Here is a 24,142-nt window from a genome sequence, read left to right on the forward strand (position 1 = left end):
GATGTGAGGCCTTCTTCGCTGGCAAGCCAGCTCCTACAGATGCCGTGAACGCCGCAAATCCCGTAGGAGCCGGCTTGCCGGCGAAGGCGTTTTTATAGGCACTGCATGATGTGAGGCCTTCTTCGCTGGCAAGCCAGCTCCTACGCAGTGAAACGACGTGCTCAACTGGGGACCGAAACGCCGCTTGATCTACAGATACATTATTAATATATTTGTATCCACAGACAGAATCATAGTGACCACCATGACAGCAATCTCCCAAGCTCAAGAATTCACCAAAGACCAGTGCGTGACTGGCTTGCGAGCCGCTGTAGGCATACTCGAAAAGTGGCAGGCGTCGAGCGATCAGGCCTGTCGTATCCTGCGCATTTCCCGCAGTACATACTCACGAGCCAAGCAGCGCGATCCCGATTGGTCCGTAAGCCTGGATTCAGACCAGATGCAGCGCATCAGTTTTATTCTCAACATCCACGCCACTCTGCGCCTTGTTTTTGATAACCCTGAGAACGTCTATGGTTTTGCGGCGATGGCGAACGAAAACGAGTTCTTCAACGGCCGTACCCCGCTCGACATCATGTCCCAGGGGGACATGATTTCCCTGTACGAGACGTTTCGGCGGATCGATATGCTGCGAGGCGCACAATGGTAATGGTGAGCCAACTGCCAGCATTGGCCGGTGAACAGTTGCAGGCCTACCGATTGGTCAATTCAAAGTTTCCGCCCATTGCGCTGTTTGACGACGTGGCGGACGCGGACGAATTTGATGTTTTGTTTCAGATACAGGCCCTCACCAATCCGCGGCTGCAAAATGAGGTCGGTCGGCTTGAGCTGATACCCCGTGCGCAGATTCCGTTTGGCATCCCTGGGTGCTCTTACGCGACAGCGCCTTTCACCCACGTCAACCCCGCGGGTTCGCGTTTCAGTGATGGCAGTTTCGGCGTTCTGTACCTGGCAGCCTCGATGGATACCGCGCTGGCTGAGGTGCAATATCATCAGAATCAGTATTGGTCGAAAGTTCAGGGCCTCAATTACGAGCGGTTCGTTTTCCGGGGTTTATCCTGCACGTTCGTTGACGAAGCCATGAGGGATGCCGTCTCCATTCCGATGAGCGATCCGATCTACGATCCTGTCGATTACACGCACTCCCATCGTTTGGGAAAGGCAGTCAAGGAGTCAGGCTACTTTGGTCTGCGATACAACTCTGTGCGTATGCCTGCTAACTACTGCTGGGCGCTGATGACCCCCAGCCCCGTCTCCTCAGTCATTCAAACAGCCCACTACGAGATGATTTGGAACGGTCAGATCACCGGCGTCAATAAAATCAGCGTTGCCTGACATGTTACCGGCGCGGTAGATGCCACTGTCATACCGCCTACATCCACCCTGTGGGAGCGGGCTTGCTCGCGAAAGCGGTATCACATTCAACAGAGATGTTGGCTGACACACCGCTTTCGCGAGCAAGCCCGCTCCCACAGGGATGTGGTGCTCTGAGGATTTCTGAAAAGTTTTGTGGTGAGCTGTAACGCATCGCCTTGTCGTTTCTCTAAAGCAGTAAGCAAGCACAAACGCTTGCCATCCCAAGCTCAATTTCGGAGAGACATCATGACTGCTACCACCCGCACCCTGTCCGCCACCGCCCTGGCTCTGGCTCTCGGTTCTGCCCTGAGCATGGCCAGCGTGTCGACTGTCCACGCCGCTGACGACAACATGGAAAAATGCTATGGCGTGGCCATGAAAGGCAAAAACGATTGTGCCGCAGGCCCCGGCACGACCTGCGCCGGTACCGCAAAAACCGATTACCAGACCAATGCCTGGAAACATGTCCCTAAAGGCACCTGCACCACCATCGAAAGCAAAACCTCGCCAACCGGTTACGGACAATTGGAAGCCTACAAAGCCAAGTCGTAATCAGAACCCGGCCTGAGTGACGACCATGAACACGCTATTCTCGGGGCTCCCGCCCCGCTCCGGGCTGGGGCTCAAGACCGAGCACTTTCGTGAAGTGCTCGGTGCACAACCGGACATCGGTTTCTTCGAAGTCCACGCCGAAAACTACATGGTGGCCGGCGGCCCGTTTCATCATTTTCTGGGGTTGATCCGCGAGCTGTATCCGCTGTCGCTGCACGGCGTTGGCCTGTCCATCGGCGCCGAAGGTCCGCTGGATCTTCAGCACCTGCAAAGGCTGGCCGCGCTGATCGAACGCTATCAACCCCAGTCCTTTTCCGAACACCTGGCCTGGTCCAGCCATGGTCCGGTGTTTCTCAATGACCTGCTGCCCCTGGCCTACGATGCGCCGACGCTGAACCGCGTCTGCGAGCACATCGATCAGGTACAGAGCGCCCTCAAACGTTCGATGCTGCTGGAGAACCCGGCGACGTATCTGGCGTTCCAGCGCTCGACCCTGGACGAAGCCGATTTCATCAGCGAAGTCATTCGCCGCACCGGCTGCGGCCTGCTGCTGGACGTCAACAACGTTTACGTCTCCTGCATCAATCACCAAAGAGATCCGCTGGCCTATATCGATGCACTGCCGTTGCACGCAGTGGGTGAGATTCATCTGGCCGGGTTTGCCGAAGACACCGACAGCCTCGGCGACCGTCTGCTGATCGACGATCACGGTGCGCCCATCGATCACGCGGTGTGGGCGCTGTACCGGCAAGTGCTGGATCGAATCGGGCCGATCGCCACATTGATCGAGCGCGATAACCGGTTACCGGCCTTCAGCGTGCTGCACGCCGAAGCCTGCCAGGCTGATGAATTGCTGCATCGCGCGGGGAGCCAATCATGAGCACTCAAGCCGCTTTTGCCGCCGCCCTGCTCGAGCCGCAACGGCCCTGCCCCGAGGGTTTGCTCAGTGCCAACGGCGCCGACCCAGCCAGCCGTTTCGCGGTGTATCGCAACAATGTGCAGAGCTCGCTGATCGACGCGTTGGCGGAGGGTTACCCGGTAGTGTTGCAATTGGTGGGCGATGAGTTCTTTCGGGCAATGGCGGGATTGTATGTGCGGAGTTACCCGCCTCAAAGCCCACTCATCAACGACTACGGCAAGGACTTCGCCGAGTTTATCGACAGTTTTGAACCGGCAGCCAGCGTGCCTTATCTGGCCGACATGGCGCGGCTGGAGCGGTTGCGTGTTCAGGCCTATCACGCCGCCGACGCGCAACCCCTGAGCCATGAGCAGATCGCCTCCGCGCTGTCGGACCCGCAGGCATTGAGCCAACTTGCGGTCGGGTTACATCCATCCCTGAATCTGCTGACGTCAACCTTCGCTGTGGTCTCGATATGGGCGGCGCATCAACAGGATGCGACGCTGGCCGCAATTGTTCTGGATCACAGGCAACACGCACTGGTGTTGCGCAACGATCTGGAGGTTGAAGTCTTTGCCATCGACCACGGCGCCAGCACCTTCATTCAGAATCTGCAACTCGGCCAGCCCCTGGGCCAGGCGTTAGAGAACCTGCCCGCTTTCGATCTCAGCCAAACCCTCGCGCTGCTGATCGGCCACAACGCCGTCATCCATTTGCACCCTGCCAAGGTATCGCCATGAACACCCATCAGAACCCCATCACCCGCGCTATCGCGCTGCTGGAAAAAATACCCCACAGCCTGATCGCTTTTATCGCGCGTTTTTCCATTGCCGCGGTGTTCTGGAAGTCCGGGCAAACCAAGGTGGAAGGCCTGGCCATCGACTTGATCGACGGCACGTTTCAATTCGGCGTACCAAGGCTGGCGGACTCGACTATTCCGTTGTTCAAGAGCGAATATCAGCTGCCGTTGCTCTCCCCGGAACTGGCGGCGCACCTGGCGGCTTTCGCCGAGCATTTCTTTCCAGTGCTGATTCTGATCGGCTTCGCCACACGTTTTTCGGCATTGGCACTGCTGGGTATGACGCTGACTATTCAGCTGTTCGTGTACCCCGATGCCTATCCAACCCACGGCACCTGGGCTGCGGTATTGCTGTACTTGATGGCGACCGGGCCGGGCAAGTTGTCGATCGATCATCTGATTGCCCGACGTTACGCCCGCTGACGCGATCTCATAACCCCAGACGATGAAAATCCAATGCAGGAGCGAGCTTGCTCGCTATCGTTGCAGCCGATCCAATGCCTCGCCACTGCGCTTGAACCAGCCGATCAAATAGGTTCGATCTGCACCTCGGGGTACTGCCGGGAAAATTCCAGCAGTGCGCCATCAAAGAACGTTTCCCCCAATGAAACCGGAACCGTCATCCGCACCGGGCCGGCCATGTCGTCTTTCAACCGCGCCAAGGCCTGACGCGCTCGCTCGACTTGAACCACCAGCGCCTGAGCTTGCGGCAGCAGCGCCGCACCCGCCGCCGTCAGGCTCAAGCGGCGCGTGGTGCGCTGCAGCAACACCACGCAAAACCGCGTTTCCAGCAGGGTGATGCGCTTGGAGAGTTGCCCTTTGCTGCAACCCAGTTGCTGCGCCGCCAGGGTGAAACTGCCTGCCTCGATCAACACCGCGAATGCCGCGAGGTCATCCATTTCGCTCATCGGATTGTTTCCATTTGAAAACCAAAGGTTGCCTATTAGCCTGCTTATCAATGGAAAAACCACTCTAAACTTAAATTCAAATCCAACCCATTCAGGTACAGCACGATGAAAATTCTTTTGATTGGCGCCTCTGGCACCGTCGGTTCGGCGATTGACCATGAACTGTCCCAGCGCCACGAAATCATCCGTATTGGCCGTAAAAGCGGTGAGTTTCAGGTCGACATCAGTGACAGCGCCTCGATCCGCAAATTGTTTGAACAGACCGGCAACTTCGATGCGCTGATCTGCGCCGCCGGCAGCGTCAACTTCGTGCCGCTGGCGACCATGACCGAACAAGACTTCGAGCTCGGCTTGCGGGACAAGCTGATGGGCCAGGTCAACTTGCTGCTGATCGGCCGGGAATTCGCCAATGACGGTGCATCATTCACCTTCACCACCGGCATCCTCAGCCACGATCCGATTCGTACCGGCAGCTCGGCCTCGATGGTCAACGGCGCTCTGGACAGCTTCGTCCGCGCAGCGGCGATCGAACTGCCGCGCGGTCTGCGCATCAACTCGGTCAGCCCGAACGTGCTGGTCGAAGCCATGGGCAGCTATGCCCCGTACTTCCGTGGTTTCAAACCGGTGCCCGCCGCCGAAGTGGCGCTGGCCTACGCCAAAAGCGTGGAAGGCTTGCAGACCGGCCAGACCTACCACGTCGGCTAAATCGAACACGCCCCGTAGGAGCTGGCTTGCCAGCGAAGGCGACCTCACGGCATGCAGTGCCCATGAAAACGCCTTCGCCGGCAAGCCGGCTCCTACGGGGTTCGCGTCGTTCACAATAGCTTGCCAGCGAAGGCGGCCTCACGGCATGCAGTGCCCATGAAAACGCCTTCGCCGGCAAGCCGGCTCCTACGGGGTCGGTGTCGTTCACAATATTGTAGGAGCTGGCTTGCCAGCGAAGGCGGCCTCGTGGCATGCGGTGCCCATGAAAACGCCTTCGGCCAGCAAGCCGGGTCCTACAGAGACATTGCAGGGTTGTGATGAGCGGTCAGGCTGAGTAACGTGGCGACACTTGTCAGGAGACTCAAAGATGCGTGTTGCCCGTTCCTTAGTGCTGGTTGCCCTGCTTCCGCTGTTCGCCGCCTGCCAGTTGTTTGATGGCTCGCGCGAAAGTGCTTCCCATGTGGGCCAGACCCGCATGCAGGGCCAGTTGACGGCGGCCGACGGCAAGTTGCTGTTCCAGCCGTGCAATGAGCAGCGCAGTTATGTGGTCAACGACACCGGCGGCACCAGCGTCCTGCAAGAGGCCGCGACCCTGGCCGATGATCAGGGCAAATTGTTTGCCGATGTGCGCGGCCGGATCGTTGCCAGTGGTGCCGATAGCCGACTCGATCTGGCGCAGCTGTACCGCATCGAACGCTCGGGCACGGCGTGCGACGATCCCAATTTCAAACAACTGACTCTGCGCGCCGCCGGCCATGGCCCTGAATGGAACGTCAAAGTCAGCGGCAAAGGCATGGTCATCGACCGCGCCGGTCAGCCGCCCTTGGCCCTGCCATACGTTGAAGAGCAACTGGGCGATGGCCGCTTCAACCTCAGCACCGAAGCCAATAATCAGCGCATCGAGCTCTGGGTCGCGCCGCAACGCTGCGTCGACAGCAGCACCGGCAGCGTGCAGCACATGAGCGCCGAACTGCGCATCGATCGTCAGGTGCAACGCGGCTGTGGGTATTTCGGCGGATCGCGTAACGACTGATCGTTTTAGCCTCACGGGAATCATCTTTTGAGGCTTATAATCGCGGGCTTCAAACGCCTTGGCGCAGTTGTGCGCCCCGCGAACCGGATCCCGTCATGTTACGAATCACCGAACTCAAGCTGCCGATCGACCATCCCGAAGAAGACCTGCGCCCTGCCATCGTGCAGCGCCTGGGCATCGCCAGTGATGACCTGCTCGATTTCACCTTGTTCAAGCGCAGCTACGATGCGCGCAAAAAGTCCTCCGAACTGTGCTTCATCTACACCATCGATCTCAACGTTCGCGATGAGGCGTCGGTGCTGCACACATTCGCCGATGACCGTAACGTCAACGTGGCGCCGGATGTCAGCTACAAAGCAGTCGGCCAGGCGCCGGCTGATCTTGAGCAACGTCCTGTCGTCGTGGGCTTCGGTCCGTGCGGGATTTTCGCCGGCCTGCTGCTGGCGCAGATGGGCTTCAAGCCGATCATCCTCGAACGCGGCACCGAAGTGCGCCAGCGCACCAAGGACACTTGGGGTCTGTGGCGTAAAAGCGTGCTCAACCCCGAATCCAACGTGCAATTCGGCGAAGGCGGCGCGGGGACGTTCTCTGACGGCAAGCTCTACAGCCAGATCAAAGACCCGAAATTCATCGGGCGCAAAGTCTTGCACGAGTTCGTCAAGGCCGGCGCGCCGGAAGAAATCCTCTACGTCAGCAAACCGCACATCGGTACGTTCCGTCTGACCGGTGTGGTGGAAAACATGCGTGAGCAGATTCGCGCCCTGGGCGGCGAAGTGCGCTTCCAGCAGCGCGTCACTGACGTCTTGATCGAGGACGGCCAACTGGTCGGCGTCGAGCTCAATGGCGGCGAGCAGATCCATTCGAAACATGTGATTCTGGCTCTCGGCCACAGCGCCCGGGACACCTTCCGCATGCTTCACGGCCGTGGCGTATACATGGAAGCCAAGCCGTTCTCGGTGGGTTTCCGTATCGAGCACCCGCAATCGCTGATCGACCGCGCGCGCCTGGGCAAATACGCCGGGCACCCGAAACTCGGCGCTGCCGACTACAAACTGGTGCATCACGCCAAGAACGGTCGTTCGGTCTACAGCTTCTGCATGTGCCCGGGCGGCACCGTGGTGGCGGCGACTTCCGAGCCGAACCGGGTGGTCACCAACGGCATGAGCCAGTACTCGCGTAACGAGCGCAACGCCAACTCCGGGATCGTCGTCGGGATTACTCCAGAAGTCGATTATCCAGGTGGCCCGCTGGCCGGCATCGAGTTGCAGGAACGCCTGGAATCCCACGCCTTTGTGTTGGGCGGCAGCAATTACGAAGCACCGGCGCAACTGGTCGGCGACTTCATCGCAGGCAAGCCGTCGACTGAATTGGGCAGTGTCGAGCCGTCCTACAAGCCGGGTGTTGCCTTGGGCGATTTGGCGTTGGCATTGCCAGCGTTCGCCATTGAAGCGATTCGCGAAGCCTTGCCGGCGTTCGAGAAGCAGATTCGGGGCTACTCGCTGCATGACGCGGTGTTGACCGGGATCGAGACGCGCACCTCATCGCCGCTGCGGATTACCCGTAACGAGTCGATGCAGAGTTTGAACGTGAAGGGCTTGTACCCGGCCGGTGAAGGTGCAGGTTATGCGGGCGGGATTCTGTCGGCGGGCGTCGACGGGATTCGCATCGCTGAAGCGGTGGCCCGAGACATCCTTGGCCTCGAGGCCTGACCCCATTTAAATGTGGGAGCGGGCTTGCTCGCGAAAGCGGTGGATCAGTCAACATCTCTGTTGAATATGAAGCCGCTTTCGCGAGCAAGCCCGCTCCCACATTTGATTTTTGGTTGTCAGATGTTTGCGCGCAACACGCTAGCCGGCAGCAGTTCGCCGCGCTCGACACTCGCAGCCACGGCATCCATCAACCCACTCAACTCATACCCTTGGGCCTTGAGCCAGGCCTGATCGTAATAAGTGGTGGCATAGCGCTCGCCACCATCGCACAGAATCGCCACGATCGACCCCGACTCCCCTGCCGCCACCATCTGCTGGGCTGCCATCAAAGCGCCGACTAGGTTGGTCCCGCTCGATCCGCCAACCCGTCGCCCCAAACGCTGCGCCAGGTAATGCATGGCCGCCAGCGACAACGCGTCCGGCACTTTGACCATCGCATCGATCACCTTGGGCAGGAACGACGCTTCCACCCGTGGCCGACCAATGCCTTCAATCCGTGAGCCGCAATCCAGACGCAGGCTGGCATCGCCGGTCTGGTAATAATCGAAGAACACCGAACGCTCGGCATCGGCGCACAGCACGCGGGTGCAGTGCTGGCGATAGCGCACGTAACGGCCCAGCGTCGCCGTGGTGCCGCCGGTGCCGGGGCTGGAAATCAGCCAGCTCGGCTCCGGATGCTGCTCGAAACGCATCTGCTGGAAGATCGATTCGGCAATGTTGTTGTTCGCCCGCCAGTCGGTGGCGCGCTCGGCGTAGGTGAACTGGTCGATGAAGTGCCCATCGTGTTCGCGAGCCAGGCGTTCGGATTCGGCGTAAATCTGCGTCGGATCGTCCACCAGATGGCTCTGGCCACCGTAGAACGCGATTTGCGCAATCTTCTCTTTGGAGGTGGTCGCCGGCATCACCGCAATGAACGGCAACCCCAGCAGGCGGGCGAAGTACGCCTCGGAAATCGCCGTCGAACCGCTGGAAGCTTCGATTACCGGCGCACCGGGTTTGAGCCAGCCGTTACACAGGGCGTAGAGAAACAACGAGCGCGCCAGCCGGTGTTTCAGGCTGCCGGTGGGATGGCTCGACTCATCCTTGAAATACAACTCGATGCCCGGCAACCCCGGCAGCGGCAAGGGGATCAGGTGGGTGTCGGCGCTGCGCTGGAAGTCAGCTTCAATGATCCGGATGGCTTCGCGGGCCCACTGTCGGTTGTCGCTCATGATGGTTTTCTCGTTGAATCAGGCAGAGTCGGCCTTGTCGCAAGGCTCAGCCCACAAGCTTAGGAAAGAACCTACATCATGCACAGATACAGCTGAGGTCCAATACGTCCGGCAACTGCTAGGCTCAGACCTTTGCTGACCGCCCACCTTGTAACGGTATATAACAAAAAAGAATATAACTTTTGTTTTAACAACTAACGGTACGGGTTAGGGTGTGCCACCTTTTGAATTCATCGATGGAGAGCGACCTTGCCTCTGCGTAGCACGTTCACGCGTTTCTTTCAGTTGGAAGCTGCCAGCGGTCTGTTATTGATCGCCGCGGCTGTCCTCGCCTTGATCATCAACAATTCAGCGCTGTCGTGGCTCTATAGCGCGCTGCTGGACACCCCCGTGGTGGCTCAGATCGGCGCGCTGAAAATCGCCAAACCACTGCTGCTGTGGATCAACGACGGCCTGATGGCCCTGTTTTTCCTGCTGATCGGCCTGGAAGTGAAACGCGAAGTGCTCGACGGCCAACTGTCGAAACCGTCGCAGATCGTCCTGCCCGGCGCGGCAGCGATTGGCGGCATGGTGGTGCCGGCGCTGATCTACTGGTTCCTTAATCGTGATAACCCGCCAGCCCTGAGTGGCTGGGCCATTCCGACCGCCACCGACATCGCCTTCGCCCTCGGCGTACTGGCCCTGCTGGGCAAACGCGTGCCGGTGTCGCTGAAACTGTTCCTGATGACCCTGGCGATCATCGACGACCTGGGCGCGATCATCATCATCGCGATTTTCTATTCCGGCGCACTGTCGACCTTGTCCCTGGCATTGGCGGCGGCCTGCATCGCGGCCTTGATCGGGATGAATCGACTCGGCGTGGTCAAACTCGGGCCGTACATGATCATCGGGCTGATCCTCTGGGTCTGCGTGCTCAAGAGCGGCGTGCACGCCACGCTGGCCGGCGTGACCCTGGCCTTCTGCATTCCACTGCGCACAAAAAACGCCGAGCCTTCGCCACTGCTGACCCTGGAACATGCCCTGCATCCGTGGGTGGCCTACGGCATCCTGCCGCTGTTCGCCTTCGCCAACGCCGGCCTGTCCCTGAGCGGCGTGACCGTCGAAAGCTTCACCCACGACGTGCCGATGGGCATCGCCATCGGCCTGTTGCTGGGCAAGATGGTCGGCGTGTTCGGCCTGACCTGGCTGGCAGTGAAAATCGGCATCGCCGCCCTGCCCCAAGGCGCCAACTGGGGCCAGATACTGGGCGTGGCCATTCTCTGCGGCATCGGTTTCACCATGAGCCTGTTTGTCGGTTCCCTGGCCTTCGTGCCCGGCTCCAGTGAATACGCCGGGATGGATCGCATGGGGATTCTGACCGGTTCGATTCTGGCGGCGTTGATCGGTTATGCGGTGACGGCGGCGGCGAGTCGCAAGAGCACTGCGCTGCCGTCCTGAACGATAGAGAACACTCTTAGCAACATTCAGGATTCGTCCTACAGCCACGATTAACCACGTTCGTTAACGTCGCGCAGCCCCTCTTTCGGGGGCTGCCGATGGACGAACGAAAGGACAATCAGTGGCTGGCAACAAGGACATTCCCCGGGTGCAAAACCCACCGTCAGGTGACGGGCATCACATCACTCACCGCTACATGACGGCCACCGAACTGGCCGAGCGGGATGCCAGGCAAAACGCCTACGATGCCATGCTCGCCAGACAACAGGCCTTCGAAGACAGCCTTCAAGTCGTCGCAAAAAAGGACGACGTTGTCCGCGCGGGATGCGTGTTTGCCAAGTCCTGCAAGCTGCCCGATGCAATCATCGATTACTCGAATCCCTCCGGCGTTGTTCCGACTGACAGTCTGAAAGACTACGGCGAACTGGTTCTGCTCGGTGCTCGCGAGGCCGATGAAAGTGGCGTCGTACCGCTGAAGAAAATCAGCGGCACCGCGATTCCGGTGGGTTTCGGTAGTTTTGCACTAGCCGGTTCGGCATTCGCCGCATTGCCCGCAGTTGCCGTCAGCACCGCTGCCGCCACGCTGACGGGGCTGGTTGCCCTGGTCATCCCGTCGAACCTCGGCGACAGCTCGCTCTACACAGAAGATCAACTGCGATCCCTCAAACAGGCCCGCACTCGCGTTCGCCTGCGGGTCGAGCAACAGGCTGACGGCAGTCTCAAGGGATACGGTTTCTATACCGGCAAAAACCGTGACTGGGAAATGGTCGATGTCGTGCAACTCACCTTGCGCGGCAGTCAGCAAGTGGCTGACCTTGGGGATGGTGTTGAGCTGATCTGGACACCGGCCGAGGATGGTTCAAATATCCTTGGCATCCCCGCGCTGGAAGCCGCACCGCAAGCACCGCACATCTGGGTTTATCCGCCGACGAAGGCGGCTGACAGCATCATCGTGAACCCGGTGTATCCGCCTGAGTACAAGGATTTCATTCTTGTGTTTCCGGCGGATTCGGGGGTGTTGCCGGTTTATATAGTCCTCAGTAAGACCGGGGATCATACCTACTACGACCACCCGAAAACCCTGCCCGCATTCCCTGATGCAACCCGAGTAAAGTCGAAGTCATCTGTTCAAGGAGGTGGAAAGAAGCGAGCCCGTTGGGTCGACCGGAAGGGGAGAATTTATGAATGGGACTACAAGAGTAATGCTGTGGAAAAATACGACAAATTGGGAGTTCATGTCGGTGAGTACAACCATATTACAGGCGAACAAACAAAACCTGCGAAACCTGGCAGAAAAACCTCAAGACATTAAGGACTAATGCATGCGCTACCTTTTAATAACCGGCTTTTACCCGGACGATAAACAGGACGATTCTTTACAATTTGAACTGGATATCGACGGCATTGAACTCAATGAAAAAGTAGCCCAACTCATTGAGTCAAAATCGCTTAATGAATTGGAACCTGGAGAGTTACTTTTAAACGAAAATCAGGTAGTGGCGCTAACAGAGCTTCTGGGCGTCCAATTCCCAGAGGGCCTGGAATATTTTATGGGCACTTGCACAAAACAATGAAAGTCATGGTTATGTGAGAAAGAAATTCAGATGGGATTAAGAATCAGACTTGAGTGGTACGACAAGACAACTGAAATAGGCGTTGGAAATGAATTATCCAACGATTTCGGGGGTGATGGCGCGGTAATTGAAGCACTAGGGCTACCAATCAAAAACAACATAAATAATGGCGGTTTTGACGTCTCTCCACATTGGATCAAAATACTTCAGCCCCATTTTCAACATGCCATTGAGTTCCCCGTCTACGATTATCAGATTTCGTTCGTCTATCGTGATCATTGGTAAAAAACAAAAAACCCGACCAGTCACCTGATCGGGGTTTTGTTTTACCCGTTCCCGCTTAGTGCGTAACGCGACTAGTCCCATCAACCGTAGCAATCCGCACACGCTCACCAACACGGAACACTTCGTTTTCCTGAACCTGTTGTACGTAGGCACGCATGCTGCCATCGTCTTCACGCACGGTGATTTCAACACCTTGCGTACGGGTCAGGCCTTCTTCGGCAGCCGAACCCACCAGGCCGCCGGCGACGGCGCCGATGACCGCTGCGACGATACTGCCGCGACCGCCACCGATGGAGCTACCGCCGACACCGCCCACGACTGCACCAGCGGCGCTGCCAATCGGGGTTTTGGTGCCTTCGATTTTCACCGGACGCAGGGCTTCGATGGTGCCCATGCGAATCGTCTGCACCCGACGCGCTTCGTCACGGGAGTAGGAGTCACCGGTCAAGCTCGATTGGCAGCCAGTGAGCAACATCGCCATCGTGGAAAAGGAAGCAACCAGCAGAACAGACTTACGCATAGCATCAAACTCCATAGGACAGGTATCCATTAAACTCCGCAGCTTGACGCCTGTCACGACATCACCCGGATAAAATTGGTTTCATTCAGGCCCGATACAGGCACTTTCTCGAACTCAGCACACAGTAGCGTCAAATTACAAAATCTGCGCCGCTGACCCAAGGATTTTCATGGATTACTTCATCATTGTCGTCACGACCGTCGCCGGCTTGTACTTCCATTGGTGGCTGTACGTGCGGATCAAACGCTGGATGGACCGCGATCTGGCGTTGTCACTGGCGGGTAAAGACGAACGGAAAAGAGCCTTCATGCTCCAGCAACTGGCGAACGCTCAAGCGCAGAAGATCAAGCGACGGGATCTGCAGCAATGGCTGGAGGCTGCTGCGGCAGGTTATCCCAACACGTAGGAGCCCGGCTTGTCGGCGAAGGCGCACTTAAGGGCGCCTTCGCCGGCAAGCCGGGCTCCTACAAAAAGCGGTTCACTCACTAGGCTATTTACGGCGCCAGCCGTTCACGAACCCAGTCGGCGCCCTGCAAGCGGTAGTTGAGGCGATCGTGCAGACGGCTCGGTCGGCCCTGCCAGAATTCGATGCGCTCGGGTAGCAAACGATAACCGCCCCAGTGTTCGGGGCAGTGAGGCTGGGAGTCGCTGAAACGTTGCTCGGTGTTCTTGAGCAGCGCTTCCAGTTCGGCGCGATCAGCGATCACCCGGCTCTGGGGCGAGGCCCAGGCACCGAGACGGCTGCCCAGAGGGCGAACCTGATAGTAGGCGTCGGACTCTCCAGGCGTGACCTTCACCACCCGCCCTTCGATACGCACCTGGCGCTCCAGGGCTGGCCAGAAGAACGTCATGGCCGCAAATGGATTGGCTGCCAGTTGCTGACCTTTGTCGCTTTCGTAGTTGGTGAAGAAGGTGAAGCCCTGCTCGTCCAGGCCCTTGAGCAGCAGGATGCGGCAATGCGGCCGACCGTCTTGATCGACGGTGGCCAACGTCATGGCATTCGCCTCCACCGGCACCTGCTCGGTTTTCACCGCGTCGGCAAACCATTGATGGAACAGCGCGAACGGCTCGGCCGGGGCTTGCGCCTCGGTCAGGCCATCTCGGGTGTAGTCGCGACGCATATCTGCCAAGGGCCGGGTCATGGCGCATTCCTTTTGGTTAACGAATCACTGCTTTGTGGCGTCGGCGGTGGCGACTTTCTTGGTGTCGGCAGCAGCTTTGGCCGGCGCAGTCTTTTTCACCACTGCTTTTTTGGCTGGTGCCTTGGCGGCCGCTTTTTTGGCCGGAGCCTTTTTCGTCGCAGGAACAGCCGCTTTCTTCGCAGCAGGCGCCGGTGTCACAGGTTTGGCGACAGGCTTGATGTCTTGCGCAGCGATCATGGTTTTCATCGGTGCAGGAGCCGGCATGTTGTACTTGCTCAGCAATGCGACCATGGTGTTTGCTGGCGTCACCAACAGCTCGACGCGACGGTTCAAGGCACGACCTTCAGAACTGTCGTTGGCGGCACGCGGAGCCTCACCGCCCATGCCACGCAGCATCAGGCGATCACGCTGCAGACCGCTGAGACGGAAGATCGCCGCCACTGCCTGGGCACGCTCTTGGCTCAGCTTGACGTTGGCCGGTGCGGCGCCCGACGTATCACTGTGACCGAGTACCAGTACGGCAGTCTTTGGATCGACTTCGAGGATTTTCGCGACACGGGTGAACGGGCCGAGGGTCACCGGCAGCAGCATGGACGGACGGTCAGGGTTGAACGAGCCTTCTACCGGTGCCGTGACGACCAGCACGTTTTCACGGCGCTCAAGTTTCAGGTTGCTGTCCTTGATCGCCTCGCGCAGGCGCGGTTCGTAGTCATCGAGCCAGGCTTGAGTGACTTTCGGATCGGGCATCGGCACGGCTTTGGCGGTGCTCTGCTCCTTGCCGCCGAACGGCCACCACCAATTGCCACCGGCATCGGCTTCAGCCTTGGCCACAGCGACCGGTTTGGCTTCAGTTTTAACTTCCGGCTTCACGTCCAGCTTGGCCACTTTGTCGGCAGCGTCATCGGAACCGAACGGCCAGTACCAAGGGGATGCACTGTCAGCCTTGGCGACGGGTGCTGTTGCAGCAGGTTTCAGCGGGGCCGGCGCCGGCTCTTTGGTCGCAACCTTGTCGGAAGAACCGAACGGCCACCAGCTGCCGCCGTCTGCGTCATTTTGTGGGGTCTGTGCGCAACCGGTGATAGCGAAGCACAGGGCCAGGGCGAGGGTTTTATTGGATGACATTGGATATCCACAAAATGAAGTAATGAAAAATCAGACCGGGTTAGCCCGGATAAACAGCGCTTTGAAACCACAAAGGCTTTCGGGTTCCGGCCCTGGCCCCCTTAAGCGTGATTTACAGACAAGTGGCCAGTACTCGCACAAGCTTTTGCGCTCGTGGATCCATCAAGACGTACGGTCCCAGGGTATTTGTCACAAAGCCGAAGGCCACATCGTGTTCCGGGTCAGCAAAACCCGTGGAGCCGCCAGCGCCCGGGTGACCGAACGCCCGTGGGCCGAGGCCATAGGTGGCGTTGGGTACGTCCGGTTGATCGAGCATGCAACCCAGGCCGAAGCGCGTCCGGGTCAATAAAGTCTTGTCTTCGCCGACGCTGTGTTCGCGGGTCAGCTCGTCGAGCATTTCGCTTTCCAGCAGGCTGCCGTCGAGCAAGCCGGCGTAGAAACCGGCCAGGCTGCGGGCATTGCCATGGCCATTGGCGGCCGGCTGCTGCATACGCCGCCATTCCGGTTTGTTGGTACTGGTCATTATAGACGGCGGGTTGGTGAAGGCTCGGGTGGTCATGGCCGTCGGTTCGCGCATGGTCACTTGCAGCAAGCGTTGGGCTGCGGCATCGCCGAGGTTGCCCTTGCTACGGGCGATGTGCGCCACACGATAGAACTCTGAATCGGCGAGGCCGACGTGGAAATCCAGTCCCAAAGGCTTCGCGACCCGCGCCACGATGGATTCGCCGGGCCCACGACCGTCGGCGCGACGCAGCAACTCACCGACCAGCCAGCCATAGGTGATCGCCGCATAACCGTGACCTTGACCCGGTGTCCACCATGGCGCTTCGGCGGCCAGGGCATCGACCATGGTCTGCCAGTCGTAAAGCGCTTCAGGAGCCAACAACTCGCGCAGGGCCGGCAGGCCGGCCTGATGGCAGAGCAGTTGGCGCAGGGTCACGGATTCTTTGCCGGCGGCGGCAAACTCGGGCCAGTAACGGGCGACCGGGGCATCCAGTTGCAGCTTGCCTTCGGCCACCAGTTGCAGCGCGGCTACGGCAGTGAAGGTCTTGGTGCAGGAAAACAGGTTGGCAATGGTGTCGCTGTGCCAGGCTTCAGTGCCGTCCTTGTCGGCGGTACCGCCCCAGAGGTCGAGAACGGTTTCACCGCCAATGCGGATGCACAACGCCGCGCCACGCTCCTGAGGATCGTCGAACAGTGCCGCAAACGCTTCGCGCACCGCTTCGAACTTAAGCTCGTAATGACCCTGAATCTGCACCCGCAACTCTCCCGGATAAACGCTCTATAAAGTGGCCCGCATTGTTCCAGCCCTTGTGGGTTTTGGGAACAGGGTCGGGCCGGGCGGTCGCCCTGTCATGGAAATGAATCGGAAATTTATAGTGCCTGTACCGACGCCTTCGCGGGCAAGCCTCGCTCCTACAGATTGGTTCGTGAGCGACATAAATCCTGTAGGAGCGAGCGGTGCGGCGATCCGACTTGCCCGCGAAGAACGATAACGCGGTCTCAGCTGTTAATGACCATTACCCGAATGCCCACCCGCATGGCCGGCGCCCTGCTCCGCACCTTTGCCGGCAGCGCCTTGCTTGCCGCCCTCGCCCTCGCCCTCGCCCTCGCCCTCGCCCTCATGGTTGTCGGCGGCTTTTTCCGCCTCGGCTTTGGCTTTCTCGGCTTTCTCGACCTCTTTGCCAAGTTGATCGACAGTCTGCACATTGCTTTTGCGCACAGTGTCGACGAAGCCCTGGAACGGCAGGTCAGTAATGCCCACCAGGCCGAAGTGCCCGTTCTCGCCGTCCAGCAGGCGACCGGTCACCGGTTGATCGAGGTACTGGAACCAATGCACCCCGACAATCGACGGTTCGCTCATTGCCTGTTTGAGGAAGTTGGCGTAGGCCGGGCCGCGGTCTTCTTCTTTCGCCAGTTGTGTCACGCCGCCCCAGAACGGGCCGCGATCCGCCGAACCGAAGTTGAATTCGGTGATCAGCACCGGCTTGTCCAGGCTGCGCAGTCTGGCGAAGTCGTAACCGTCCTGGGGTTGCAGGGTGTACATGTTGAAACTCAACACGTCGCAGTATTGTGCGCAGGACTCGACCGCTTCAGGGGTGCTGACGGCAAAACGCCCCCCCAGTAATAACTGGTTCGGCGCATGCCATTTGAGCGAGTCGGAGACGGTTTTGAAGTAGGTGTCGGCGAAGACTTTTTGGAAGTATTTGAAGTCGGCTTCGATTTCCGGGTATTCGGCGCTCGGCTGCGGCGGCACGAAGCCCGGGTCTTCCATCAATTCCCAGGCCGGCAGATCAATGCCCCAGGCTTTGGAAAGGCCCGCCTGGTTGCGGTATTTGTCTCGCAGTTGTTTGAGGAATGCGCGTTTGGCCGGCACGTCGGTGGTCATTTTCAAAGTGCCATAGGCCAGCGCATAGCGAGCCTTCGGGTCATCGCCGGGGCCGGCCCAGGCCAGCTCATTGTCGGCGAAGTAACCGATCAGCCACGGATCGTCGCGATGGTCGCGGGCGGCGATGGCCACGGCGCGTTCGGTGGCCATGGCGAAACGCGGATCGAAGGGGTCGGGCATGCCGCCCCACCAATCGGTGCCAGTGCTGATGCTGGCGTAATCGCCGACGATCGACAGTGGCAAGGTGTATGGCACACGGTCAGCATTGCCCAACACCGGTGCGCTCCAGTTGCCAATGGTGTTGAAGCCCCAGGCTTGCAGGCGATCGAGGGTGTGACCGGCCCAGCGTTGTTCGTCGAAAACCACTTTGCAGGGTTCGACGACCACTCGCTCAGGCGCTTTTTCGCCCGACGCTTCAACGGCGCTGGTCTTGGCTGCGTCGGCCACCCCGGCCCCGGATTCGGTCGCCGCAGGCGGCGCCGATTGCTCGGCGATTTTATCGGTCGTCGCCTCGACTGCATCGGCCTTGGCGGCTTCGGCGATACCGGCCTTGGTGTCGCTGTCCGGTACGCAAGGTTTGCCATACAGACGCTGCAGGTTGGCGCCATAGAAATCGTACCAGCGCCCGGCGTTGTAGGCTCGGCCCTGATCGGCGCCATTGCCGCCACGGTTGTCGCCCTCACCATAAAAAGCGGCCAGGGGCTCGTCGGGTTTGGGCAGGGACTCGAACATCCATTCGCGTCCGGCGACGTAGGTCTGATTGACGCTCGGAGTTACGCTGTTGACGCCAAGGGAATAGAACGGATGCCCTTCCGGCGTCACCAGGTACCAGCGGCCATCACGCTTTTCAGTACGGAAAAACCCGCTGGCCTTGAACGCCGGGCCTTTGGTCCAGCCGCCGAATTTGTCCAGCGAGGTCTTCTCGCGCTCAGCCAGCCAGGTTTTCAGTTGTTGCTGTTCTTTGGCCGCGGCGGACTTCAGTTGCTCGTCGCTGCTGACCTTCTCCAGCCATTTGGCCCGGGTCGATTGACCATAAGCGTCTACCAGACCGCCATAAGCGGCCTTGGTGACAGCCTCCCCGTCCTGCACGCCGAAGCGTTCGAGCAAGATGCTTTGGGCGACTTTCGGCTGATCCATCGACAAGGTCACCGACACCACTTGGCTGCGGTCCAGCTCACCGCTGCTGCTGGCCAGCAATACACGCTGCCCTTCGAAATTGATCGGCATCGGAGGACCGGCCTTCATGCCCTGGCTTAGCGGCGAACTCGGCTGCAGTGGCACCAGCAGGGTTTGCGCAGGGCCGGCCGGCAGATCGACACGGCTGACCAGGGTCTTGCCGTCGTTGCTCTGGATTTTCACATACAGCGTCACGGCCCAGTTCATCGCGCTCTGGATCCGCAGGCTCATGACGCCTGACTGCGACCAGTCCCAGGCACCGGTCTGCGGCGTCAAGCGCAAGGTCGGTTGGGCAACCGGGTTGAAGGTCACGCGGCGCAACACTTCGCCTTCGGCCGTTTGCTCCGCGTTGGATTGCGGAAGGCTGGCGTCCTGGGTCGCCACCTGGACCACGTCGGCGGGACGCACAAAGTTGAACAGCGTCTGCTGGCCGGCAGGGGCCGCCAGTAAAGGAGCTGCAAACATCAAGGCAAAAACGGCGGGTAACGAACGGCAAATCATAGGAACGTGGTTCTCCCTAACGACCATCATGGGCCAGTGAAATAGCAGTGGCGTGAGGTAGACAACGCGGTGGGCCTATTTGCCCACCGGTGCATCAGGAAATTTCACGACGGAATGGCGGCAACGCATTGAGAATAGCTTTGCCGTAGCGTTGCGTGACCAGACGACGGTCGAGCAAGGTGATGGTGCCGCGATCTTCTTCGGTCCGCAGCAAGCGACCGCAGGCCTGGACCAGTTTCAGCGAGGCGTCCGGCACGGAGATTTCCATGAACGGATTGCCACCGCGAGCCTCGATCCATTCCGCCAGCGCCGCTTCGACCGGATCGTCGGGCACCGAGAACGGAATTTTGGCGATCACCACGTGCTCGCAGTAAGCACCGGGCAAGTCCACGCCTTCGGCAAAACTCGCCAGGCCGAACAGCACGCTGGAATCCCCGCCATCCACCCGCGCCTTGTGCTTGTTCAGGGTTTCCTGCTTCGACAGGTTGCCTTGAATGAACACTTGCTTGCGCCAGTCGCGGTCCAGACCGTCGAACACGTCCTGCATCTGTTTACGAGACGAGAACAGCACCAGGGTGCCACGGGAACCTTCTACCAGTTGCGGCAAGTCGCGGATGATCGCCGCAGTGTGAGCCGGCGCGTCACGCGGGTCGGCTTTCAGGTCCGGCACCCGCAGCACGCCGGCGTCGGCGTGATGAAACGGGCTCGGGACCACCGCGGTGACGGCTGTTTTAGGCAGGCCGGCACGCATGCGGAAGCGGTCGAAGGTACCGAGGGCGGTCAGGGTCGCCGATGTCACCAGCGCCCCGTAAGCCACGTTCCACAGGTTGCGCCGGAGCATTTCCGCCGCGAGGATCGGGCTGGCATTGACCTCGATGTCGAACAGCGAACCGCTTTCGGCCAGGGTCAGCCAGCGGGCCATGGGCGGGTTGTCTTCCGGGTCTTCGACGGTGAAGGCGGTCCACAACTCCCAGTTGCCCGAAGATCGTGACAACAGGCTGCCGAACAGTGGATACCACTCTTCGGCCTGGTTGCTGGCGATGCCGATGTTGACCTCGCCATCCATGCCTTCCTTGAGCAGTTCGGTGAGCCGGGTGAACAAGTCGGTCAGGCGCGCGAAGCCTTTCTTCAACTCGATGCCCATTTCGCGCATGTGCTCGGGAATCACCCCGCCAACAAAGCGATGACGTGGCCGCTCACGACCTTCGACGTCTTCGCCGGGCTTGAAGTCGGCGGCTTGCTCGCAGGCGCTGAACATGAACTGCTGCTGGGTCTTGATCTCCCGAGCCAGCTCCGGCACCTGTTCGATCAACTTGCCCAGATCGCCCGGTAGCGGGTGCTGGGCCAGCAATTTGGTGAGGTTCTTGGCAGTGGTTTCCAGCCAGTCGGCGGTGGAACGCAGGCGTGTGTAATGGGCGAAGTGGCCTATGGCCTTGTCCGGCAGGTGGTGACCTTCGTCAAATACGTAGATGGTGTCACGCGGGTCCGGCAATACCGCGCCGCCGCCCAAAGCCAGGTCGGCCAGGACCATGTCGTGGTTGGTGACAATCACATCGACTTTGCCCATGCCTTCCCGGGCCTTGTAGAAGGCACACTGGCCGAAGTTCGGGCAATGACGGTTAGTGCACTGGCTATGATCGGTGGTCAGACGCGCCCAGTCGGCGTCTTCCAGCGCCGTCGACCAACTGTCGCGGTCGCCGTCCCACTTATTGCCGGCGAGCTTCTCGATCATGCTGGTGAACAGCTTCTGGCTGGCCTCATCGACCTCGATCTTGAAGCCTTCTTCTTCGAACAGCTGCGCGGTGGCCGTTTGCGCGTGGCCTTCCTGGAGCAACATATCGAGCTTGGACAGGCACATGTAGCGCCCGCGGCCCTTGGCCAGGGCGAAGCTGAAATTCAGCCCGCTGTTGCGCATCAGGTCAGGCAAATCCTTGTAGACGATCTGCTCTTGCAGGGCCACGGTGGCCGTGGCAATCACCAGACGCTTGCCGGCGGCTTTCGCGGTCGGGATGGCCGCCAGGCTGTAGGCCACGGTTTTGCCGGTACCGGTGCCGGCTTCCACCGCGACAATCGCGGGGTCGCCACTGCGCCGGCCTTCATCGTCGGTGTCGATGGCACCGAGGACCTTGGCAATTTCGGCGATCATCAGGCGTTGGCCGTAGCGCGGCTTGAGGCTCTTGGCTTCGAGAAAACGCGAGTAGGCGCCCTGGATCGTGGTTTTGAGTTCGGTACTGATCATGGATTGTCGGGCGCAAAAAAGGCTGGATAAATTTTCAGTGGTTCGGATCGGCCGCTATCATACCCCGCTAATTAATCCCGCGCAGAACGGAGTACCTCAATGACACCTTTTGGCATCGTTTATACCCTGCATGTCCTGGCCGCCCTGGTGTGGGTCGGCGGCATGTTTTTCGCCTGGATGGTCCTGCGCCCCGCAGCGATGAAGGCGCTGGAGGGTCCTGCCCGGTTGAAGCTGTGGGTGGAAGTGTTTCAAGGTTTTTTTCGCTGGGTCTGGATCGCGGTGGTGCTTTTGCCGATCAGCGGCGTGGGCATGATTCATCTGCAGTTTGCCGGATTTGAAGCGGCGCCGCGGTATGTGCAGGTGATGATGGGATTGTATGTGGTGATGACGGCGCTGTTTATCCGGATTCAGGCGTTGCTGCTGCCGGAACTGCGCACAGCGGTGGCGGCTCAGGACTGGCCGACGGGTGCGGCGGTGCTGGGCAGGATTCGGCGGTTGGTGGGGATTAACCTGATGGTCGGCTTGGTGCTGGTGGCTATTGCTGCGGCTCGGCCGTGATCGTTCCCACGCTCTGCGTGGGAATTCCTCAAGGGACGCTCCGCGTCCAGTGACGCGGAGCGTCACGGGCTGCGTTCCCACGCAGAGCGTGGGAACGATCGCTTGAGGGCTTACAACCGCTGAATGCTCACCGAACCCGCCACCCCCGCAGGCCCTGGCTGGCCATCGGCACCGGGATGGCCGCTCTTGCCGCCATCGGCTTTATAGACGAAACAGCCCTTGGCCTTGCCACCCGCTCCCGGTTTGCCCCCCGGTCCTGCCGCGCCACCAACCCCACCCGCAACCTCGACCTTGATCTGCTGCGCAGGATAATCACGCGGCACTTCCAGCCGAACCAACGCCCCTGGCGCACCCGGTTGGCCGTCGCTGCCATTACTGCCATCGGCACCGCGACCGGCCTGGCCCCAGGTACAACCCGGTGCTTGACCATTGGCCCCGTCGAGGCCGACAAACCCGGGAGCGCCTGCGCCACCGCGAGCATCTACCGACAACTGCGGCGCGTTCAACGCTTTGATCTGCACATCCAGATTGCGCCCGGAGCGGGCGGCCTTGAGGTAAGTTCCCGGCGCGCCTCGCGCAGTGATCTGACTGCCTTCGGCCAACTCGGCACGACTGACCTTCAACGCCAGCGCTTGTTCACTTGGCACAATGGCAATCCGCGCATCACGCCCCAAGTGCAGTTCACCAACCGTCACTTCGGTCACATTCGAGGGAATCAGCAAGGTGCCGTAATCGGCGACTTCCAGCCGCTCCAGTTGCAACGTACTGGCGGTATTGGGCAAGCGCATCAGCGAGTTGGTTTCGACGCTCACCACCTGTGCGCAGGCCAATGGGCTGATCAGTGCAGCGAGCAGACAGAGTTTACGCATGGGAGGCCTTCGAAGCCGCTGGGGCCGGAATGGTTTGCAGGTGGAAAACGCCGAAAACGACGATTTTCAGGCGATCACGCCAAGGATGGGCTCGACCTTTGAGGCTGCGGTTGCAGAACACCAACTCCAGAAGATGGAGCCCTGCCAACACGCTGCCCGCCAGATTGACCAACAGGTGCAGAGGATGAGTAAACGGTATGAGCAGATTGACCAGCACCACCAGCCAAAACAGCAGGGTCAACAACTTCCCCAGCCCCCAAAACACCTTCATACGCTCCCCCGTTGAGAATTATTCTTTGGGCGCACAGTAACGGCTTACACGCGGGATAAGCCAGAGGCCAACAAAAAATTCTTCCGGGAGGTCGCCGCTTGTCCGCCGGACCGACCTGGATCGTCGTCCGACGGCTCTATTACAGGGCTTACAACCACAGACCTCAGCGATTGATGTGCAACTCCACGCGACGGTTTTGCGCCCGCCCTTCTTCCGTGTCGTTATCGGCCACCGGCTGGCTTTCGCCCCTGCCTTCGCTGGTGAGTTTGTTCGGCGTCACCCCCTGACCCAACAGGTAGGCCGCCACGCTGCTGGCACGACGTTCCGACAGGTTCTGGTTATAGGCGTCCGAACCCTGGCTGTCGGTATGACCGACAACTTTAACGCTCACTACATCGGCGTTCTGCAATTTGGCCATCAGCGAATCCAGCTGACTACGCGCTTCGGGCATCAGGTCGGATTGGTTGTAAGCGAACAGCACGTTACCGTTCAGGGTGATGACTTCGGAGACCGGTGGTTCAGCAGGTTTCACGCTGGCCGGGTATTGCGGCAGCGGGCAACCGTGATGTTCGACCGGAGTGTCTGCCGGGGTATCGGGACAGCGATCACGTCGATCGAAAACACCATCGTCGTCTTCATCACCATCCTGGGCATAACAGATCAGGCCACCGGTCAAGATCCCGAGCGCTGCTCCACCCGCCGCCCAGCCACTGCTTTCGAGCGCGCCCAAGCCACCGCCGACCAATCCGCCTATGACGCTGCAGATCGGCCAGGTACGTTGATTGAGGGGGGCAGTGCCATCGCTGTGAGTCGCGCAACCGGTCAGAAGACTGCCAAGCAGCAGAACCGGTAAGACGCTCCTTGTGAGAACGCTCATTGTGAATGCTC

Annotated in this window: 25 protein-coding genes and 1 pseudogene; 15 read left to right on the forward strand and 11 right to left on the reverse strand. The window is 59.7% G+C overall.

Annotated elements, in window-relative coordinates:
* Window positions 1-244: 244 nt before the first annotated feature.
* From MEB48_RS09105 to MEB48_RS09130, 6 genes are all read left to right on the forward strand, one after another.
* On the forward strand, window positions 245-649 hold the full coding sequence (locus MEB48_RS09105) for an antitoxin Xre-like helix-turn-helix domain-containing protein (RefSeq protein ID WP_237883839.1): 405 nt from the start codon (window positions 245-247) through the stop codon (window positions 647-649).
* Window positions 643-1,335, forward strand: a complete 693-nt coding sequence (locus tag MEB48_RS09110) for an RES family NAD+ phosphorylase (protein ID WP_237883841.1) — start codon at window positions 643-645, stop codon at window positions 1,333-1,335. Before MEB48_RS09105 ends, MEB48_RS09110 begins: the two co-directional genes overlap by 7 nt.
* A gap of 267 nt (window positions 1,336-1,602) precedes the next feature.
* Window positions 1,603-1,908: a BufA1 family periplasmic bufferin-type metallophore gene (locus MEB48_RS09115; protein WP_237883843.1), complete on the forward strand. Its 306-nt coding sequence runs from the start codon at window positions 1,603-1,605 to the stop codon at window positions 1,906-1,908.
* A 25-nt stretch (window positions 1,909-1,933) separates the two neighbouring features.
* Window positions 1,934-2,788 (forward strand): MNIO family bufferin maturase, encoded by an 855-nt coding sequence (gene bufB, locus MEB48_RS09120; RefSeq protein ID WP_237883845.1) that lies wholly within the window; start codon window positions 1,934-1,936, stop codon window positions 2,786-2,788.
* Complete coding sequence (locus tag MEB48_RS09125) at window positions 2,785-3,546, forward strand: HvfC/BufC N-terminal domain-containing protein (protein WP_237883847.1); 762 nt, start codon at window positions 2,785-2,787, stop codon at window positions 3,544-3,546. The genes bufB and MEB48_RS09125 overlap by 4 nt, the downstream gene beginning before the upstream one ends.
* Window positions 3,543-4,028: a DoxX family protein gene (locus MEB48_RS09130; protein ID WP_237883849.1), complete on the forward strand. Its 486-nt coding sequence runs from the start codon at window positions 3,543-3,545 to the stop codon at window positions 4,026-4,028. The genes MEB48_RS09125 and MEB48_RS09130 overlap by 4 nt, the downstream gene beginning before the upstream one ends.
* A 113-nt stretch (window positions 4,029-4,141) precedes the next feature.
* Here MEB48_RS09130 and MEB48_RS09135 read toward each other — a convergent pair.
* A pseudogene (locus tag MEB48_RS09135) lies at window positions 4,142-4,513 on the reverse strand (LysR family transcriptional regulator); the annotation flags it as partial.
* Between the two features lie 105 nt (window positions 4,514-4,618).
* Here MEB48_RS09135 and MEB48_RS09140 point away from each other — a divergent pair.
* The 3 genes from MEB48_RS09140 to MEB48_RS09150 all read left to right on the forward strand — a co-directional run bounded on the left by MEB48_RS09140 (window position 4,619) and on the right by MEB48_RS09150 (window position 7,960).
* Complete coding sequence (locus MEB48_RS09140; protein WP_237883851.1) at window positions 4,619-5,218, forward strand: short chain dehydrogenase; 600 nt, start codon at window positions 4,619-4,621, stop codon at window positions 5,216-5,218.
* 367 nt (window positions 5,219-5,585) lie between these two features.
* The gene (locus MEB48_RS09145; RefSeq protein WP_237883853.1) at window positions 5,586-6,251 is read left to right on the forward strand and encodes a COG3650 family protein; all 666 of its coding nucleotides are present in this window, start codon (window positions 5,586-5,588) and stop codon (window positions 6,249-6,251) included.
* Between the two features lie 95 nt (window positions 6,252-6,346).
* A complete protein-coding gene (locus MEB48_RS09150) occupies window positions 6,347-7,960 on the forward strand; it encodes an NAD(P)/FAD-dependent oxidoreductase (RefSeq protein WP_237883855.1) in 1,614 nt (537 codons plus the stop codon).
* A gap of 116 nt (window positions 7,961-8,076) precedes the next feature.
* Here MEB48_RS09150 and MEB48_RS09155 read toward each other — a convergent pair whose 3' ends face one another.
* On the reverse strand, window positions 8,077-9,174 hold the full coding sequence (locus tag MEB48_RS09155; RefSeq protein ID WP_237884037.1) for a PLP-dependent cysteine synthase family protein: 1,098 nt from the start codon (window positions 9,172-9,174) through the stop codon (window positions 8,077-8,079).
* A gap of 246 nt (window positions 9,175-9,420) precedes the next feature.
* Between MEB48_RS09155 and nhaA the strand changes: the two genes are divergently transcribed.
* The 4 genes from nhaA (at window position 9,421) to MEB48_RS09175 (ending at window position 12,467) form a co-directional block, all read left to right on the forward strand.
* Window positions 9,421-10,608 carry a Na+/H+ antiporter NhaA gene (gene nhaA / locus MEB48_RS09160; RefSeq protein ID WP_237883857.1) on the forward strand — a complete coding sequence of 396 codons (1,188 nt, stop codon included), beginning with the start codon at window positions 9,421-9,423 and terminating at the stop codon, window positions 10,606-10,608.
* 121 nt (window positions 10,609-10,729) lie between these two features.
* Window positions 10,730-11,920, forward strand: a complete 1,191-nt coding sequence (locus MEB48_RS09165; RefSeq protein WP_237883859.1) for an S-type pyocin domain-containing protein — start codon at window positions 10,730-10,732, stop codon at window positions 11,918-11,920.
* Window positions 11,921-11,930: 10 nt separating this feature from the next.
* Window positions 11,931-12,182 carry a pyocin S6 family toxin immunity protein gene (locus tag MEB48_RS09170; protein WP_237883861.1) on the forward strand — a complete coding sequence of 84 codons (252 nt, stop codon included), beginning with the start codon at window positions 11,931-11,933 and terminating at the stop codon, window positions 12,180-12,182.
* 30 nt (window positions 12,183-12,212) lie between these two features.
* Window positions 12,213-12,467: a colicin E3-like toxin immunity protein gene (locus MEB48_RS09175; RefSeq protein WP_237883863.1), complete on the forward strand. Its 255-nt coding sequence runs from the start codon at window positions 12,213-12,215 to the stop codon at window positions 12,465-12,467.
* Window positions 12,468-12,522: 55 nt separating this feature from the next.
* Here MEB48_RS09175 and MEB48_RS09180 read toward each other — a convergent pair whose 3' ends face one another.
* Window positions 12,523-12,987 carry a glycine zipper 2TM domain-containing protein gene (locus MEB48_RS09180; protein WP_237883865.1) on the reverse strand — a complete coding sequence of 155 codons (465 nt, stop codon included), beginning with the start codon at window positions 12,985-12,987 and terminating at the stop codon, window positions 12,523-12,525.
* Between the two features lie 169 nt (window positions 12,988-13,156).
* On the opposite strand from MEB48_RS09180, the gene MEB48_RS09185 reads away from it, so the two are divergent.
* Window positions 13,157-13,393: a hypothetical protein gene (locus MEB48_RS09185; protein ID WP_237883867.1), complete on the forward strand. Its 237-nt coding sequence runs from the start codon at window positions 13,157-13,159 to the stop codon at window positions 13,391-13,393.
* 88 nt (window positions 13,394-13,481) lie between these two features.
* Here MEB48_RS09185 and pdxH read toward each other — a convergent pair whose 3' ends face one another.
* From pdxH to dinG, 5 genes are all read right to left on the reverse strand, one after another.
* On the reverse strand, window positions 13,482-14,129 hold the full coding sequence (gene pdxH, locus MEB48_RS09190; protein ID WP_237883869.1) for a pyridoxamine 5'-phosphate oxidase: 648 nt from the start codon (window positions 14,127-14,129) through the stop codon (window positions 13,482-13,484).
* A gap of 24 nt (window positions 14,130-14,153) precedes the next feature.
* Window positions 14,154-15,251, reverse strand: coding sequence for an OmpA family protein (locus MEB48_RS09195; RefSeq protein WP_237883871.1), 1,098 nt, complete (start codon window positions 15,249-15,251; stop codon window positions 14,154-14,156).
* Between the two features lie 112 nt (window positions 15,252-15,363).
* Window positions 15,364-16,509 carry a serine hydrolase domain-containing protein gene (locus tag MEB48_RS09200; protein ID WP_237883873.1) on the reverse strand — a complete coding sequence of 382 codons (1,146 nt, stop codon included), beginning with the start codon at window positions 16,507-16,509 and terminating at the stop codon, window positions 15,364-15,366.
* A gap of 252 nt (window positions 16,510-16,761) precedes the next feature.
* Complete coding sequence (locus MEB48_RS09205; RefSeq protein WP_237883875.1) at window positions 16,762-19,317, reverse strand: beta-galactosidase; 2,556 nt, start codon at window positions 19,315-19,317, stop codon at window positions 16,762-16,764.
* A 94-nt stretch (window positions 19,318-19,411) separates the two neighbouring features.
* Window positions 19,412-21,556, reverse strand: a complete 2,145-nt coding sequence (dinG, locus tag MEB48_RS09210) for an ATP-dependent DNA helicase DinG (RefSeq protein WP_237883877.1) — start codon at window positions 21,554-21,556, stop codon at window positions 19,412-19,414.
* Window positions 21,557-21,655: 99 nt separating this feature from the next.
* On the opposite strand from dinG, the gene MEB48_RS09215 reads away from it, so the two are divergent.
* Window positions 21,656-22,114, forward strand: a complete 459-nt coding sequence (locus tag MEB48_RS09215) for a CopD family protein (protein ID WP_237883879.1) — start codon at window positions 21,656-21,658, stop codon at window positions 22,112-22,114.
* A 110-nt stretch (window positions 22,115-22,224) separates the two neighbouring features.
* Here the strand turns inward: MEB48_RS09215 and MEB48_RS09220 are convergent, their stop codons facing one another.
* The 3 genes from MEB48_RS09220 to MEB48_RS09230 all read right to left on the reverse strand — a co-directional run bounded on the left by MEB48_RS09220 (window position 22,225) and on the right by MEB48_RS09230 (window position 24,131).
* On the reverse strand, window positions 22,225-22,983 hold the full coding sequence (locus tag MEB48_RS09220) for a collagen-like protein (RefSeq protein WP_237883881.1): 759 nt from the start codon (window positions 22,981-22,983) through the stop codon (window positions 22,225-22,227).
* On the reverse strand, window positions 22,976-23,254 hold the full coding sequence (locus MEB48_RS09225) for a DUF1145 domain-containing protein (RefSeq protein WP_237883883.1): 279 nt from the start codon (window positions 23,252-23,254) through the stop codon (window positions 22,976-22,978). Before MEB48_RS09225 ends, MEB48_RS09220 begins: the two co-directional genes overlap by 8 nt.
* Window positions 23,255-23,417: 163 nt before the next feature.
* The gene (locus MEB48_RS09230; RefSeq protein WP_237883885.1) at window positions 23,418-24,131 is read right to left on the reverse strand and encodes an OmpA family protein; all 714 of its coding nucleotides are present in this window, start codon (window positions 24,129-24,131) and stop codon (window positions 23,418-23,420) included.
* Between the last annotated feature and the right edge of the window lie 11 nt (window positions 24,132-24,142).

This window comes from Pseudomonas sp. PGPR40, from assembly GCF_022014505.1.
Lineage (GTDB): Bacteria > Pseudomonadota > Gammaproteobacteria > Pseudomonadales > Pseudomonadaceae > Aquipseudomonas.